General features: G+C 36.8%; 16 protein-coding genes. 12 read left to right on the top strand and 4 right to left on the bottom strand.

Features of this window, described 5'->3' with window-relative positions; translation table 11 throughout:
* Window positions 1–162: 162 nt before the first annotated feature.
* Window positions 163–708, bottom strand: coding sequence for a hypothetical protein (locus BKP35_RS13660; protein ID WP_071313922.1), 546 nt, complete (start codon window positions 706–708; stop codon window positions 163–165).
* A 348-nt stretch (window positions 709–1,056) separates the two neighbouring features.
* On the opposite strand from BKP35_RS13660, the gene BKP35_RS13655 reads away from it, so the two are divergent.
* From BKP35_RS13655 to BKP35_RS19640, 6 genes are all read left to right on the top strand, one after another.
* Window positions 1,057–1,776 (top strand): YwiC-like family protein, encoded by a 720-nt coding sequence (locus tag BKP35_RS13655; protein WP_071313921.1) that lies wholly within the window; start codon window positions 1,057–1,059, stop codon window positions 1,774–1,776.
* Window positions 1,777–1,861: 85 nt separating this feature from the next.
* The gene (locus BKP35_RS13650) at window positions 1,862–2,041 is read left to right on the top strand and encodes a YjzC family protein (RefSeq protein WP_071313920.1); all 180 of its coding nucleotides are present in this window, start codon (window positions 1,862–1,864) and stop codon (window positions 2,039–2,041) included.
* A gap of 357 nt (window positions 2,042–2,398) precedes the next feature.
* Window positions 2,399–2,521 carry a hypothetical protein gene (locus BKP35_RS20130; RefSeq protein ID WP_281244243.1) on the top strand — a complete coding sequence of 41 codons (123 nt, stop codon included), beginning with the start codon at window positions 2,399–2,401 and terminating at the stop codon, window positions 2,519–2,521.
* Between the two features lie 78 nt (window positions 2,522–2,599).
* On the top strand, window positions 2,600–3,343 hold the full coding sequence (locus tag BKP35_RS13645) for an alpha/beta hydrolase family protein (RefSeq protein WP_071313919.1): 744 nt from the start codon (window positions 2,600–2,602) through the stop codon (window positions 3,341–3,343).
* Window positions 3,344–3,503: 160 nt separating this feature from the next.
* Entirely contained in the window at window positions 3,504–4,424 is a 921-nt protein-coding gene (locus tag BKP35_RS13640; protein ID WP_071313918.1) for an NAD-dependent epimerase/dehydratase family protein, read from the top strand.
* Window positions 4,425–4,457: 33 nt separating this feature from the next.
* A complete protein-coding gene (locus BKP35_RS19640) occupies window positions 4,458–4,631 on the top strand; it encodes a hypothetical protein (protein ID WP_169819228.1) in 174 nt (57 codons plus the stop codon).
* A gap of 177 nt (window positions 4,632–4,808) precedes the next feature.
* On the opposite strand, the gene BKP35_RS13635 is transcribed toward BKP35_RS19640, so the two are convergent.
* Window positions 4,809–6,401 carry a peptide chain release factor 3 gene (locus tag BKP35_RS13635; RefSeq protein WP_071313917.1) on the bottom strand — a complete coding sequence of 531 codons (1,593 nt, stop codon included), beginning with the start codon at window positions 6,399–6,401 and terminating at the stop codon, window positions 4,809–4,811.
* A gap of 166 nt (window positions 6,402–6,567) precedes the next feature.
* On the opposite strand from BKP35_RS13635, the gene BKP35_RS13630 reads away from it, so the two are divergent.
* From BKP35_RS13630 to BKP35_RS13620, 3 genes are all read left to right on the top strand, one after another.
* Window positions 6,568–7,542, top strand: coding sequence for a BMP family ABC transporter substrate-binding protein (locus BKP35_RS13630; RefSeq protein WP_071313916.1), 975 nt, complete (start codon window positions 6,568–6,570; stop codon window positions 7,540–7,542).
* Window positions 7,543–7,619: 77 nt separating this feature from the next.
* Complete coding sequence (locus tag BKP35_RS13625; protein ID WP_071313915.1) at window positions 7,620–8,174, top strand: DinB family protein; 555 nt, start codon at window positions 7,620–7,622, stop codon at window positions 8,172–8,174.
* A 299-nt stretch (window positions 8,175–8,473) separates the two neighbouring features.
* Window positions 8,474–8,857, top strand: coding sequence for a hypothetical protein (locus BKP35_RS13620; protein WP_071313914.1), 384 nt, complete (start codon window positions 8,474–8,476; stop codon window positions 8,855–8,857).
* 195 nt (window positions 8,858–9,052) lie between these two features.
* On the opposite strand, the gene BKP35_RS13615 is transcribed toward BKP35_RS13620, so the two are convergent.
* The gene (locus BKP35_RS13615) at window positions 9,053–9,400 is read right to left on the bottom strand and encodes a hypothetical protein (RefSeq protein ID WP_071313913.1); all 348 of its coding nucleotides are present in this window, start codon (window positions 9,398–9,400) and stop codon (window positions 9,053–9,055) included.
* A 315-nt stretch (window positions 9,401–9,715) separates the two neighbouring features.
* On the opposite strand from BKP35_RS13615, the gene BKP35_RS13610 reads away from it, so the two are divergent.
* Together BKP35_RS13610 and fabF are read left to right on the top strand one after the other, a co-directional pair.
* Entirely contained in the window at window positions 9,716–10,654 is a 939-nt protein-coding gene (locus BKP35_RS13610) for a beta-ketoacyl-ACP synthase III (RefSeq protein ID WP_071313912.1), read from the top strand.
* Window positions 10,655–10,693: 39 nt separating this feature from the next.
* On the top strand, window positions 10,694–11,935 hold the full coding sequence (gene fabF, locus BKP35_RS13605) for a beta-ketoacyl-ACP synthase II (protein ID WP_071313911.1): 1,242 nt from the start codon (window positions 10,694–10,696) through the stop codon (window positions 11,933–11,935).
* A 1,342-nt stretch (window positions 11,936–13,277) separates the two neighbouring features.
* Here the strand turns inward: fabF and BKP35_RS13595 are convergent.
* Window positions 13,278–14,294, bottom strand: a complete 1,017-nt coding sequence (locus BKP35_RS13595; protein ID WP_071313909.1) for an LCP family protein — start codon at window positions 14,292–14,294, stop codon at window positions 13,278–13,280.
* Between the two features lie 438 nt (window positions 14,295–14,732).
* Between BKP35_RS13595 and liaF the strand changes: the two genes are divergently transcribed.
* Window positions 14,733–15,548: a cell wall-active antibiotics response protein LiaF gene (gene liaF, locus BKP35_RS13590; protein WP_071313908.1), complete on the top strand. Its 816-nt coding sequence runs from the start codon at window positions 14,733–14,735 to the stop codon at window positions 15,546–15,548.
* Window position 15,549 lies beyond the last annotated feature (1 nt).

Below are 15,549 nucleotides of genomic sequence, written 5' to 3'. Positions count from 1 at the left end.
CGCTGTTCGATAAGTGTCAGGCACCGTTATGTACTAACTATAGTACCTGGTGTCAGACACTTAATGGACAGCCTTTTATTTTACAATTTAAAATGGACAGTTATTGATAGGAATGCTATGAAGCAACACTAACAAAGGTTTTAATTATAAATTGTAAATTAACTAAAATTCCCCTGTCGGAATAATCTTCAGGTCTTCTCCCATTACTGATTTTTCACCGTCTTTTGAAATGAGTGTACATTGGATGACTTTAAAGTCGTCGTTAGACGCTTCGTTTTTAACTGCATCAACTAAAATCCCCTCAGCAATGAGTAACTGATTATCATACACTTGAACCTTTTGACCCTCCATTGAAACGTGCTTAGCAGCTTCTAGAAATTTTAACCATTGATTCCAACCATGATAAATATACGCTTCACTTCCATCTTCTAAATAACCCATTAATGCTAAATGATCGTCTAAATCGGCCACAATGTTTTCAGAAATTGCTTTTATAATTTTATGAATATGTTTGTATTGTTCGAACGATAACTCTTTGGAAAACTCTACAACCAGCTTCTTTGCAGTCGCATTATTTTCAGCCGTTATAGTGTATTGTAGTTCCTTATTTTTTAAAACGTAAATCCCATCGATATATTTAAAATTTAATAGTCGTAATGTCTCAAATATTGGTTGTTCACCTTCATATGTGAATGTAACTTCTAACATTTAAATCAACCCCAGTCAATCGTTTAATAATAAATAAAGGTTTTTCTTCTATGAATTAATATAACAAGAAAACTGTATATACACAGTGTAAAATATCACAATTATGTGAATGCCTTGAATAAGTGATAATAATCACTTAGGTTTGGCTCTTTTTTCAGTAATATAAAAGTATAAATTACATTACAAGTGAGTGAATTTCATAATACAATAAATTAGCGACTTCCATTACAACTATTAGTTGAGAAGGGTTTAACTCAAATAGATGTAACATCCTAGGGGCGCTGCTAAATAAGGAGTATGAAGTTCATTAAAGTGTAAATCCACTTTAAATAGAAATGAGGGGTTACGATGAAATGGTTTATACCTAGAGAGCACGGGGCGTGGGCGATGTTAATAGTGCCTTACTTAATCGGGATGTTAGCAACTGAAGTAACTTTGGTTCATTGGTTCTTTTTTATAGGTGTTTTAGCGTTTTACTTTGCTTCTGCTCCATTATTAACTTTTGTGAGACAACCGAAACTTTTGAAAACAGCGGTGCCATCACTATTCGTTTATGTATTAATTGGTACTATTTTCACATTTCCGGTCTTATATCTTATTCCAGAAATTATTCTAATTAGCTTATTTATTCTTCCTTTCTTTATTCTTAATATTGTTTTTGCAAAGTTGAAAAAAGAACGACTATTTATCAATGATTTATGTGCGATCATTGCCCTATCATTTTTAGTTGTTATTTCATATTACATCGGAAGTGGCACAATTGAAGCGATAACTTTTATACTTATGACGATCAACATTATGTTCTTTACTGCTAGTGTATTTCATGTAAAAACATTAATTCGTGAAAACGGAAATAAAAAATTTCTAATGAATTCCAATGTATTTCACGGCTTTACGGTATTGATTTTTGTTTTGCTAGGGATGCCTATGATTGCTTTAATATTTTTAATAAGTTCATTAAAAGCGTGGATGATGCCAAAACAAAAAAGATATAAACCTGTGCAAATTGGCTTAATTGAGATAGCTAATAGTGTTATTTTTGTAGTAGGTATTGGAATTATTTTTTAAATCCACTTACACTTTCCGTAATAATCTTTAGAAAGAGATCCATATTAATAAAGAATTTATTATGAATGGATTGGAGTGTTACAAAATGGGACAAAACCGTCAATTTGATCACGGACAAAAAGCACCAAACAATGGGATTTATGTAGAGATTGGTGAAACAGGAGATATGGTACAAAACCCTAAAAAAGTGAAACTAAAGGCTGGAGATCATTTTCCAGAAACAACGAACCATAATCGAAAATGGACGTATAAAAGTAAGTTTTAATTAAATTAGTGAGTAGAGCATTAAGGTGAAATTTACCTTAGTGCTTTATTTGTATTTAGTTGGTTTGTTGGTTAGATATGAGTTGGTTAGGACCCTCGCCCGACTTTTCCATACTAGATGGTAACGGTTACCGTCGTCATGGTGATTTTGTATGAAAAAAAGGTGGGTGCTTTTGCGAACGAACGTCTGAGATTCGAATAGAAGGTCAAGGTGAAGTGAGGGAAAGCACCCGCCTTTTCCATGATAGATGGTGACGGTAAATCGTCATGACGGTTTAGTATGAAAAAGAGTTGGGAAGGGCATTGAGTACTTCTTTTTGGCATAAACTAATAAAAACACAATTTGGAGGGTTGTAGATTGGAGGAAAAAAAGCAAGAGCTAGAAGCATTATTAAATCAATCTGAGAAAAACTTAACGACATATGGTCAAGAGAGAATTGAAGAACTAAAGCGAGAGTTAGACAACAATGAAAATAAGTAAAATAGGTACTACCCTATACAAACTAAAAATAACCTCGCATACAGTATAGAAGAGAATGAATTTTGCGAGGGAGATATTATGGCTATTACAGAAAGATTTTTTTTGGTCGGGGGAGAATGGAATGTTATTCATTTACCAAGAAAGCCAAACGGCTTTGCAGTTTTCATAATAGGTGATGTTAACCATTATGTGAATCATTATACAAGTTCATGGCATCAGCGTCCTGATCAATATCAATTTATTGAACAGTTGAAAGATGCAGGGTATACTGTGATTTATTCTAACTTATTCGGCAGAAATTGGGGAAGTGATGACGCCTGTAGATATATGCAAAGATTATATAAAGAAGTAATGATTAAAGAAATATTGAATAAAAAAGCACATGTAATTGCTGAAGGGATGGGAGCGTTAATCGCTGCGAAGTTGATCCCCAATATGAAATCTTCGTTTCGATCAGTAGTAATGATTAATCCGTGTTTGAATTTAATGCATTATTTTAATACTGAAAAAAGAAATAAGCTTTTTTATAAACGCTTTTTAAAAGAATTAAAGTTAGCTTACAATGTAGAAGAATGTGAATTAGAAAACGTACTTTCATTGATGAATTCAAGTAGTTATAAAGCAATGCCTATACCGCTGAAAATTCTTCACTGTTTAGACCGAACTCCTTACTCATTAGAACAACATGTTAGACCTTATGAACAACTTAGTAATCAAAGTGATTTAGAAATTGAGTTATCAATTTTTCTAGAAGAAAAATCATTTCAAAGATTGGCAAAGCCAACGATACAATTTTTGAAAAGTCATGAAAAACCACTATAACAAAACCTCCTTTTACGATCGTGTAGAGGAGGTTTTGATCATAATTGAGGTAGTTATTTCATAAAATTGAGAAATGGAATGAAATAAAGCACAAGATGTTAATCGATGAAGCTGCAAAGCTTACCAACGCGTTTGCGCTTTTCTTGTGGAGGAGTTGTTTATGAAGAAAATAGTTGTTACTGGTGCGCTTGGGTTTATCGGCATTTCACTTTGTAACCGACTTCTCGAGAGTGGTTATGAAGTCATCGGAATTGATGGAATTATCGATGAGAGACTAAAGGATATATGTGAAGAGAAGCTTTTATACATTGGAAGGAATGCCCAATTTCGTTTTATTCATGAAAAAATTGAGAATATGAACTTAGAACAACTTTTTTCGGATGTAGAGATTGTTTACCATCTAGCAGCAGCGACTAGTAGAGATCGTAATTGGGGAGTATTACGAACGACCATTGAAGACAACGTCGGTGTAACCGGAAAAATCATTGATGCTTGTAATAAAAAAACAAAAATTATTTACACGTCATCGACAGCAGTATATGGAGAACGATGTGGTATTGTTACTGAAAAAACACCATTAAATCCGACAACACCCTATAGCTTAACAAAAATGGCTGCAGAGTCGTTAATTAGTGCACGTTGTAAAGATAGAGATGTGCCTTATGTTATTTTTCGTTTACCTACTATTTACGGCCCTTGGCAAAGAATAGACATGACTTACCATCAATTAATTACAAATAAAACAGCTTCATGTAAGGAAATAGATTTTGACCGCGTTACTGAAGATGTTTTGTATATTGACGATATTCTTGATACACTTATTAAAGCAGGAGAAAAAAAAGATTGTAAGAACGCGATTTATAATTTGTCGACTAGTAAAACGAATGAATGGTTTAAGGGCTATGAGATCCTTACTAATGATCCATCTGTCTATCCACGAGATGAAAAGATGAAAGTTTTAATTAGTAATGAAAAGGTAGTCTCGGAATTAGGGTTTAAAGTAACCATTCATTTAAAGACAGGTTTAAAAGCACAAAGGGATCATATTGAAAAATATAAGCATTTATATTTTTCAATATAGTTAATTGGACGATCCGTAATTTTAGGAGGAAAGATGACAACGAAAGAAATTTTAATTGGGTTAATCGTTTTTAGTGTTACAACTGTAGCGATATTTTTAATGTTAAATATCCTTTTTCATTTATCAGAAACATTAAGTGTAGTGATTGCGATTATTCTTGGAATTGGAGCTGAAACAATATATAGAAAAAAAGCGGGTGACCGATAAGGTCCCGCTTTTTTCTTTGTCTAGCTCTAGCGCCTAGCTTCTCGAGCGTTTCGGTCCATCAAGATTTGCCTATCCACGAAGGAGATTTGAAGAGGAGGCAAAACGTTGCTGGCGCTCCAACGCTTGTCGAAGCTTACCAAGGCGCTTGCGCTTTTCTTGATAGTTCATAGTCTGTACTTATTCTTTTATAAATGAGTTTTCATAAAATTTGATGTTAGGGTACTTACCTTCAGCAGTACGCATCTGAAAATCATTTTCAAATAAAGCAACGAGTCGATCATCACGATCCTTTACTAAGTTTCGTTGTGTCCTGGAAAAAGCCTCAATATCTTTTTTCTCTCCGGAAATCCATCTCGCATAAGAAAACGGAAGCCTTTCAAGGCGAATATCAACTTTGTATTCCGATTTAAGCCGATGCTCTAATACTTCAAATTGAAGCACACCAACAACACCAACAATTTGTTGTTCTACGGCTTTTTGATAGGTTTGGAAAAGTTGGATCGCGCCTTCTTCAGTTAATTGGCGAATTCCTTTTTCATACGATTTATGCTTTAAGGCATCTTTAACGGAAATCGCACAAAAATGTTCAGGTGAGAAATGTGGCATTTCATCAAATTCAAATGATCCGTTTTCAACGAGGGTGTCACCGATACGAAACGTTCCCGGATCAAATAAACCGATGATGTCGCCAGCATAAGCTTCTTCCACCGTATTTCGGCTTTGTGCTAAAAACTGGGTTGGTTGCGCTAATTTCATGTTTTTTCCAAGTCTAACGTGATTAACGTTCATTCCCTTTTTGAAAACCCCAGATGTAATTCGTAAAAAAGCAATTCGATCACGGTGGGCTGGATTCATGTTCGCTTGAATTTTAAATACGAAACCAGAGAATTTTTGATGGAGCGGATCAACTACACCTTCATTACTTTTCCTTGGAGTGGGTGATGGAGCCATTTCTAAAAAGTGCTCTAAAAATGTTTGTACCCCAAAGTTAGAAATCGCACTTCCGAAGAAAATCGGAGTTAGCTTGCCGTTATCTATTGACTCTTTATCGTATTGGTCGCCAGCTACATCTAAAAGCTCCATTTCTTCTCGGAACTGGTTTACGAGCCCTTCGTCATTAATGATTTCATCGATTTTTGGATCATCAGGACCACTTATACTTATGATATCGATATTACTAGGGTTTTCGTGATTGTAAAGTTCTAATCGTTTTTTATGACGATCATAAACAGCTTTAAAATCTTGTCCCATACCGATTGGCCAATTCATTGGATATGACCTTATTCCAAGCACATCCTCCAACTCTTCCATTAATTCAAAAGGTTCTTTTCCTTGTCGATCTAACTTATTAATAAACGTAAAGATAGGGATACCGCGCATTCGGCAAACTTTAAAAAGTTTAATCGTCTGAGCCTCGACCCCTTTAGCGACATCGATTAACATAGTCGCAGAGTCTGCAGCGGTTAATGTTCGGTACGTATCTTCACTAAAATCTTCGTGTCCAGGAGTGTCTAAAATATTAACGTGGTAGTCGTCATATTGAAACTCTAAAACTGAACTTGTGACAGAGATACCTCTTTGTTTTTCGATCTCCATCCAATCACTCATCGCGTGTTTTGAATTTTTTCTCCCTTTTACTGTGCCCGCTTCTCTAATCGCCCCACCGAAATAAAGTAGTTTTTCAGTTAATGTTGTTTTACCAGCATCAGGGTGAGAAATAATCGCAAATGTTTTTCGTGATTGTACTTGTTGTTCATAGGAATTTTTCATATATTAGGCCTCTTTCTAAAAATATAACAATTTTTTAACATTCTTTTCGTCTATAATCAATTATAATAGTACTAGTGGTCATTGATTGATTTTATCATACTTTAAATAGTGAAAAAAGGTAGCTTATTAAGTTTTTCTGAAAGCTAAAGGAGAGTGCTAACAACTTATGAAGATCCTACGCAACAGCTTTATATTATTAATTCTCGTTTTTTTGGTCGGATGCTCTACATTTACACAAACGAATTCAGCAACAAAAATAGGACTGCTTTTACCTCATAACATTGATGATCAAGGGTGGAATAGTAAAGGTTATCGAGGATTGCTAAATATTCACTCAAGTTTAAATGTTGATGTCTTCTATAAAGAAGAAATTAATACGATCGAAAAAACGGTAGCAACAATTAATGAGTTTCATGAAGCAGGAGTAAATTTAATTTTTGGTCACGGACAAATGTATGCTCCGATTTTTATGGATTTAAAAGATGAGTTCCCGAATACTCACTTTATTACTTTTAACTCTGATGTTTCTGGTGAGAATATTACAAGCCTCCATTTTCAAGGGTATGCGATGGGTTTTTTTGCTGGAATGCTAGCGAGTGAAATGTCCGAAACGAAGACGGTAGGTGTTCTAGCAGCTTTTCCTTCACAGCCTGAAGTCGATGGATTTGTTGAGGGAGCTTTATTTCAAAATGATAAAATGGATGTAAAAGTTGACTATGTCTCAAGTTGGGTAGACATTGATAGGGCGCTAGAGCTTTATCATAATATGGTTAATAAAAATGCAGATGTATTTTATCCCGCTGGTGACGGCTTTCATGTATCAATCATTGAAGAGGTTAGAAAAGATGGTTTATTTGTCATCGGATTTGTTGGGGACCACTCAGATTTCGGTCAAGCAACGGTGCTAACTAGCACGATTCAACATGTGGACCAATTATATGAAATCGCTGCCAAACAATTTATTAATGGTGAATTGCCGTCAGGGAACATATTTTACGATTTTGCAGAGGGGGTAATTTCGTTAGGACCCTACAGTACTGAAGTCAACGAAGAAATACAAGAATTAATTGATCAAGCTATTCATACATATATTAAAACCGGAAAGTTACCAAATGAAATAAATAATAACGATGATCTTTAGATTATGATTGCTATAAGCATTCATAATAAATATTCCAAATCTAAATTCTTGATTTTAAAAAAGGTGAGGTGGTTTTCATGAAGGAAATAACTCTTTCTACGCATATGAAAAACGATGCAATCCATTTATTGCAAGGATTAAAGTCAACTCGTGAACAACTTCTCAAAATTGTTGCAGATTTAGATCAGCAAGATTTGTATTATGAATGTAATGGCTTTCCAAGTATTTCAGGATATTTATTACATATTGCTCAAATCGAACTATGGTGGATGAGAGTCGTAATTCAAGGTCAGGAACTGAGTACAGAAGAAAAACAATTATTTAATTTTCATGAAAAACAAGAAATCTCAGCTCCGTTAGGCAAAGACCGTTCATATTTTTTAGCTAGACTCGCCGATGCTAGAGAAGTGACAAAAGAAATTTATTTAAACCTTTCCGATGTAGAGTTTAGAAGAGCTTCTAAAAAAGTGAAAGAAGGAGACGAGATTAAAGCGTATACTCCAGAATGGATTTTATATCATCTTATTGATCACGAAAGTTATCACCGAGGTCAAATTGCATTTTTAACAAAAATGATTAGCGGAAAAAGAGAGAAATGGGAGCACTTTAATACACCGTACTTGTCATTGTGAATAATACCTAGGCGTCTCCGCCTTTCTTGTCTAGCTGCGGCGCCTAGTTTCTCGAACGTTTTGGTCCATCAAGATTTGCCTATTCAGGAGGGGTTTCTAAGAGGCGGCAAAACGTTGTTGGCCCTCCAACGCTTGTCGAAGCTTTCCAGTCGTCTCCGCTTTTCGACTAAAAAGGGCGTTTGTCTTCGTTAAACTGTCTAAGGGACGTGCTCATGTTGGGACATAAGCTCATATTATATTAAGGACCTAGTGAAACCGGGGTCTTTAATTGTTGTATAAGATTAAAAGGAGGTTCGCTTATGTATCCCGGCTATTATTACCCAATGATGAGAGATCATAGCCATCATCATCACCACCCACACCATCACGGCCATGGTAGTAGTGGTGGAGCTGTATTACCTTTCCTCGCTGGTTTGGCAGGTGGTGGTTTATTGTTTAGTGCCTTTTCTGGCCCAGGCCAACATGGACCAGGGCCATACGGTCCGTCACCATATGGACCAGGTCAGCCAGGCCCAATGCCATACGGTCAATCGCCTTATGGACCAGGTCAGCCAGGTCCAATGCCATACGGTCAATCGCCTTATGGACCAGGTCAGCCAGGCCCAATGCCATACGGTCCAGGCCAATATGGGCCAGGTCCATCGCCGTACGGCCCATCCCCATATGGGTACCATGAAGAATAAATATTGCTTTTAAAAGAGGGTGTCCCGAAACACCCTCTTTTTGCTTGTCTAGCTGCGAAGCCTAGCTTCTTAAGCGTTCCGGCCCATCAAGATTTTGCCCATTCAAAAGGCAATTCTATGAGGAGGCAAAACGTTGCTGGTCCTCCATCGCTTGTCGAAGTATCAAGTCGCTTGCGCTTTTCTTATTAGTAACGGTTATTTTTTTGGACCACTAAATTGCTTAAGAAGGTCAAATAACGGGGTAAGTTTTTTTAGTGATGGACCAAGCTTATTGGCTAAATCCATCATCGCATCAAATTGTTGCATCATTTGCATCATGTCCTCTGGATTTTCATTCGGTTTTTGATTTATCTCACTATCGGGATTATTTATTTTAGGTGAAGGTTCCTGAGATTCTTTCTCTTTTCGAACGTTTTTTATTGCTTCTTCATTCTCGGTTTGTACTTGTTCTTGTTGTTTTGGTGGCTGTTTGGGTGGACCAAACATTAAACTATCAAAAAAATCTCTCTGTGGTTCATTGCGTGCTTCTCTCTTATCTGTCACAGCTTTCACCTCCTCAGAAAAGATTTGTACAATATAAAATTATGTAATTATAGGTAGGATAGTGCCGGAGCCAAAAGCCCGAATTTGAAAAATCTCTCCGTGTAGAACTATAGGTTTCTCCTCACTAAATTTAGCATTAGTCTAGTTTTCTCGAAAAGTTTGAATGGGCGCTAGACAAAGGCAATTATTTCAATTAAAATTAGTATCAGGTCATAATATTAACTAGTAGTATTAAAGTGTGATGTTTTAATGATACTGAAAATGTCAAGGTTTTTATACAAAAAGAATTATAAAAAATAAAAGGAGGAAGCTTGAATGGCCAATGCAGGAATACTTGGTATGGGCTCCTATATACCGGAAAATGTAGTAACAAATTTTGATCTTGAAAAAAAGATGGACACTTCTGATGAGTGGATTAGAACAAGAACAGGGATCGAAGAACGTAGATTTGCACCTGAACATATTAAAACTTCAGATATGTCTTATTTAGCTGCTAAACAAGCTTTAGAAAATGCTGATATTAAGCCAGAACAAATAGATTTAATTATTGTTGCAACAGTGACCCCAGATAGACCTTTTCCAGCGGTAGCAGCAGTAATTCAAGAACGATTAGGAGCTAAAAATGCTGCGGCAATGGATGTAAGTGCGGCCTGTACTGGGTTTATGTATGGTATTATAACGGGGAAACAATTTATTCAAACTAATGACTATAAATATGTTTTAGTTGTTGGGGCGGAAAAGCTATCTGAACGAATGAATTGGGAAGATCGAAATTCGGCCGTGTTGTTTGGTGATGGGGCTGGAGCTGCTGTATTAGGTCCAGTCTCAAATGACCGAGGAATATTAGCTTTTGATCTTGGTGCTGACGGTGCAGGAAGTGAACATATTACTCAAGAGGGACAACACTTAACAATGAATGGTCGAGAAGTTTTTAAATTTGCCGTTCGACAAATGGGGGAATCTGCGCTTAAAGTAATTCATAAAGCCGGATTAACGAAGGAAGATGTAGACTATTTAGTTCCTCATCAAGCCAATATACGAATTATGGAATCGTCTCGGCAAAGGTTGGAACTCCCGGAAGAGAAAATGGCAAAAACTGTTCATAAATATGGGAATACGTCTGCAGCCTCTATTCCAATGACACTTGTTGAAGAGTTGGATAACGGAAAAATTAAAGATGGAGATATTGTTGTTTTAGTAGGGTTTGGTGCAGGACTAACATGGGGTTCTGTAGCTATTCGATGGGGAAAGTAGTTTAAATCATATTGAATTTTAAAAAGGAGAGAGATAGTAATGAAGCAAAATCGTGTTGTAATTACAGGAGTAGGTGCTGTTACACCTTTAGGAAATGACATAGCAACAACTTGGGAAAATGCGATTGCTGGAAAATCAGGAATAGGAATGTTAACGAGAGTGGATGCAGAACAATTTCCGACGAAGGTAGCAGCTGAATTAAAAGACTTTGACCCGGCAGCATTTATGGATCGTAAAGAAGCGAGAAAAATGGATCGTTTTACACAATATGCAGTGGCAAGCGCAAAAATGGCAGTTGAAGATGCCAAGTTAGATATTACACCTGAAAATGCTGAGCGAATTGGTGTGTGGATCGGTTCAGGAATTGGTGGTATGGAAACTTACGAACAACAATTCAAAGTATTCCAAGAAAAAGGATTACGTCGAGTAAGCCCATTCTTCGTACCAATGCTAATTCCAGATATGGCATCAGGACAAGTGTCGATTACATTAGGTGCAAAAGGAATTAACTCTTGTACGGTCACAGCATGTGCTTCTGGAGCTAACTCGATTGGTGATGCTTTTAAAGTGATAGCGCGCGGTGATGCTGATGTAATGGTTACTGGTGGTTGTGAAGCACCGATTACAAATATCTCAATTGCGGGATTTAGTGCAGCTAAAGCATTGTCAACAAACCCTGATCCAAACAGTGCGAGTCGACCATTTGATTTGAACCGTGATGGCTTTGTTATGGCTGAAGGTGGGGCTGTTTTAATTCTTGAATCATTAGAACATGCCGAAAAACGTGGTGCAAAAATTTATGCTGAAATTGCTGGATATGGTGCAACAGGAGATGCGTATCATATTACTGCTCCGGCTCCCGAGGGAGAAGGTGGGGTTCGTGCAATGCGAATCGCTTTAAATGATGCTGGTCTCAACCCAGAAGATATTGATTATATGAATGCTCATGGGACAAGTACTCATTATAATGATAAGTATGAAACATTAGCGGTTAAGCAAGTATTTGGTGAATACGCAAATAAACTTGCGATTAGTTCAACGAAATCAATGACAGGTCACCTTTTAGGTGCAGCTGGTGCGATTGAAGCAATTTTCTCTGTTAAAGCGATCGTTGACGGTGTTATTCCACCAACGATTAACTTAGAAACACCAGATCCTGAGTGTGATTTAGATTACGTTCCGAACGTTGCGAGAGAACAAGAAGTTAGTGCAGTATTAAGTAATTCTTTAGGCTTCGGTGGGCATAATGCAACATTAGTGTTTAAAAAGTATAAAGGCTAATATTGCAACAACTATAGACAAGCTAAAAAAGCTGGGGCTGTCCCAAAAGTGTCTGACACTTTGTTCGGGACAGCCCCAGCTTTTTTATTGTTATTCCAGCTAGAACAAACAATAGGGTCGGGTCATAAAGCGAAATGGAAATACAATATAAGGGCTGAGAGAACAAAGAGGGGAAGAAATGGGGAATGAATGATAAATTTAGGGATTTGCACATCATGTGGAGAGTATTGTAAAAGCGTAAAATAGGGATGGTGCGCAGTCTGGGGGGAGTGCGCAGTATCGTGTTTGCTTCGTATTACGTGAGACTGTGCAGCAGAAATACGCCCTTTCTAACACTGGATTTCTCTTCTCTTGTTTTGATGTAGGAAGAGAAATCATTCGGGCGTTTCGATTACTCTTCTCTGGTTTTGAGTCGAGAAGAGAAATCATTCGAGTGTTTTGATTACTCTTCTCTGGTTTTGAGTCGAGAAGAGAAATCATTCGAGTGTTTTGATTACTCTTCTCTTGTTTTGAACTAAGAAGAGAAATCATTCGAGCGTTTTGATTACTCTTCTCTGGTTTTGAACTAAGAAGAGTAATCAGTCCGGGGTTTCGATTACTCTTCTCTGGTTTTGAGCCGAGAAGAGTAATCAGTCCGGCGTTTCGATTTCTCTTCTCTAGTTTTAAGTTAGGAAGAGTAATCAGTTTTTTTCGCATAAACAGATTATCTTTAGAAGGTGTGGATGATTTGACGGTTACAGATAAAGTGGACGTTAAGAATTTTCGCGTGACCTAACCGAGTTTCACATCAACTAAAAGGGAACGCAAGGAGATCTCGCGTGCCCGAACGAAACGTCACATCACCCAAAAGGTAACGCGAGACCTTCTCCCGTGCCCGAACAAAGCGTCACATCACCCAAAAGGTAACGCAAGAAGATCTCGCGTGCCCGAACAAAGCGTCACATCACCCAAAAGGTAACGCGAGACCTTCTCCCGTGCCTGAACAAAGCGTCACATTCACCAAAAGGGAACGCAAGATCTTCGCCCCCATAAGGAACCCTACTACTACGCACTCTCCACATGCTCTGTAGCATCAAAATGCAAAAAAGGGGCTGTCTCATAAGTGTCTGACACCATGTAGAACTTACTAAATATAGACGTATTAATTTATTATCCGTCTATATTTAGTGCCTAACGGTGTCTGACACTTTCTTTTGGGACAGCCCCTTTTTAATATATTATTAGTTTAATGAATTTCATAATTCGATATTTTCGCCAATGAGTAACTATATGTAGTTGCGTTAATTCGCTCGCAACTACATATAGTTTGATAAGGCTTAATTTAGGTAATTATGAAATTCACTCAGTTATTTGAACTATTTGGATCTATCTCAACTAATTCATCAAGCTCTAAAAACTCATGAAGAATTTGTTTGTTCTTCTCCATGTCTAACTCGAGTACTGCTCCTGCATGGCTGTACCTAGCATCAGTGTAATGACCATCAGCTGGGATCGTTAATGTCTCAACATCTCCAACCGGGTTTAAAAAGAAGTCACGCCCATAGTCTAACATTTGCCTGCTTTGAAGATTAGTTTGGATGTATGGTTCAATTGACCCTAACAAACTCGGTAATCGTGTTACACCGGAAAAAGTGAGCAAGTCGTCTTTTAAGATTGAAAGTACTTCTTGCTGACGACGAACACGACCGAAGTCATTTTCACTATCATTACGGAAACGAACATAATTTAAAGCTTGCTTACCATCTAAACGTTGCAGTCCAGGCTGAAAATTTATACTTACATCTCCAGCTCCATCTTGATAAAACATTCTACGTTCAATATCAACTTCAATGCCGTCAGGTGAAATAATATCTACGACACGTACAAAGCCGTTAAAATCAATTAAAGCATAATAATGAATATTGATACCAAAGTTTTCTTTAATCGTTTTTCGTAGCAGTTCAGGTCCTCCTAAGGCGAATGATGCATTAATTTTATTATCTCGATAGCCAGGAATTGATACGTACGTATCTCTCATTAATGATACTAGTTTTGCTTTTCCATTTTTCGGCTGGTATTGAGCAACCATGATCGTATCGGTATTTCCGCGCCCACCACCCTCATTGTCAATACCAACTAATAGGACGTGAACATATTCATCAGCTTCTTCCTCAGGATGAAACTCAATTTCTTCTAGTTCTTCTTGTTGCCCGCGACTTTCTTCTATTAACCTTAAAGATTCTTGCCTTGCGCGTTCGTATTGCTGAGTAGTGTAAGCAACGGCAGATAAAATGGCAAGTAAGGTTATTAAAAATATAAGTAAAAACACTTTGCGTTTAATTTTCGAGTTCTTTTCTCTTTTTTTTCCTCTATTAGACAAGTTTATTCCACTCCTTTAAACATACAAACAAGATTATAGCAGAAAAAAGTCACTTTTTATACAGCTAATAAATGAAATTTTAATTTCTAAGAAATGGTTTGGTAGACGATAGAGAAATGAAAATCAGTCTTAAGACGGAGAAAAGTACCATCGCTTGACCGTTATAATATCATCATATTTTTCTTACAATTGAATTAGATAAATAATCATAAGGGTGATAAAATTAAAGAAGGTTAGTAGAGCAGTCAATGATAATTTTTTTCGACTTAAAGAAAGTTCAACTCGCGCTAACTCATATGAGGGGAAATCGAAGAGGAGGCAAAACGTTGCTGGCCCTCCCACGCATGTCAAAGCTGACCAAGGCGCATTGCGCTTTTCTTATAAGAAGTGTCGAAAGCGAATTTTCTAAAATATTAATAGATAAATGAGGAATGTACAATGGCAAATAAAATCCTTGGTTTAATTGTATTATGTATTGGGTTGATATTTTTATTAACGAATGTAGGCGCAATTAGTATGAATATCGGGACGGTTATATCAACGTATTGGCCACTTATTATTATTTATTTTGGGCTAAGGCAAGTTTTACGTGGGCTTATTTATTTTACTAGAAAGCTAAGAGATGGAAAATGGAGAATTAATAAGCTGTTTTGGGGATTATTCGTTTTAGCGATTGGTACCGTTGTACAAGGAAACAATCTCGATTATTTCCAAATAAGTTGGGGGCAATTTTGGAGTTGGACTTGGCCAATTTTAATTATTTATGTCGGGCTTTCTATGCTTTTAAATCGTGGGGGAGATTTAATTGTTGTCGATTTAAGTGGTAAGTACGATGAAGATGATTACTCGGTGTCTAAGAAAAAGAAACGGAAATTCTCCGCCAATGTTAAACAGAAGCATCTTATTGGAGATGTTCGATTAGGCAATACTCCATGGCAAATCGAGGATCTCCAAGCGTGGGTAGGAATAGGGGATATTTCTCTTGACTTATCTACTGCAATGTTAAAAGAAGGTGTAAACACGATTGATTTATCAGGTGGAATTGGCGATGTGAAAATTTTAGTTCCAGAACAGTTGCCAGTCAAAGTAAATGTCGATGTGAAGTTAGGCGAAGTGAAAGTTTTTGATAATAAACAGTCTGGTACAAGTAGACGTGTTTCATATGAAAGCGAAAATTATGCAACAGCAGATAAAAAAGTAGAGATTTATATCCAGCTCTCCATCGGTGATGTTAAAGTAAAGCGAGTAGATTAAT

The organism is Anaerobacillus arseniciselenatis (assembly GCF_001865995.1).
In the GTDB taxonomy this organism is placed as follows: domain Bacteria; phylum Bacillota; class Bacilli; order Bacillales; family Anaerobacillaceae; genus Anaerobacillus; species Anaerobacillus arseniciselenatis.
This window is presented reverse-complemented; position numbering and strand designations above follow the sequence as displayed.

Coding starts and splice junctions, on each gene's coding strand:
- liaF (WP_071313908.1), top strand. CDS start 14,733: ATGGCAAATAAAATCCTTGGTTTAATTGTATTATGTATTGGGTTGATA.
- BKP35_RS13650 (WP_071313920.1), top strand. CDS start 1,862: ATGGGACAAAACCGTCAATTTGATCACGGACAAAAAGCACCAAACAAT.
- BKP35_RS13610 (WP_071313912.1), top strand. CDS start 9,716: ATGGCCAATGCAGGAATACTTGGTATGGGCTCCTATATACCGGAAAAT.
- BKP35_RS13655 (WP_071313921.1), top strand. CDS start 1,057: ATGAAATGGTTTATACCTAGAGAGCACGGGGCGTGGGCGATGTTAATA.
- fabF (WP_071313911.1), top strand. CDS start 10,694: ATGAAGCAAAATCGTGTTGTAATTACAGGAGTAGGTGCTGTTACACCT.
- BKP35_RS13620 (WP_071313914.1), top strand. CDS start 8,474: ATGTATCCCGGCTATTATTACCCAATGATGAGAGATCATAGCCATCAT.
- BKP35_RS13625 (WP_071313915.1), top strand. CDS start 7,620: ATGAAGGAAATAACTCTTTCTACGCATATGAAAAACGATGCAATCCAT.
- BKP35_RS13630 (WP_071313916.1), top strand. CDS start 6,568: ATGAAGATCCTACGCAACAGCTTTATATTATTAATTCTCGTTTTTTTG.
- BKP35_RS13645 (WP_071313919.1), top strand. CDS start 2,600: ATGGCTATTACAGAAAGATTTTTTTTGGTCGGGGGAGAATGGAATGTT.
- BKP35_RS19640 (WP_169819228.1), top strand. CDS start 4,458: ATGACAACGAAAGAAATTTTAATTGGGTTAATCGTTTTTAGTGTTACA.
- BKP35_RS13640 (WP_071313918.1), top strand. CDS start 3,504: ATGAAGAAAATAGTTGTTACTGGTGCGCTTGGGTTTATCGGCATTTCA.
- BKP35_RS13635 (WP_071313917.1), bottom strand. CDS start 6,401: ATGAAAAATTCCTATGAACAACAAGTACAATCACGAAAAACATTTGCG.
- BKP35_RS13660 (WP_071313922.1), bottom strand. CDS start 708: ATGTTAGAAGTTACATTCACATATGAAGGTGAACAACCAATATTTGAG.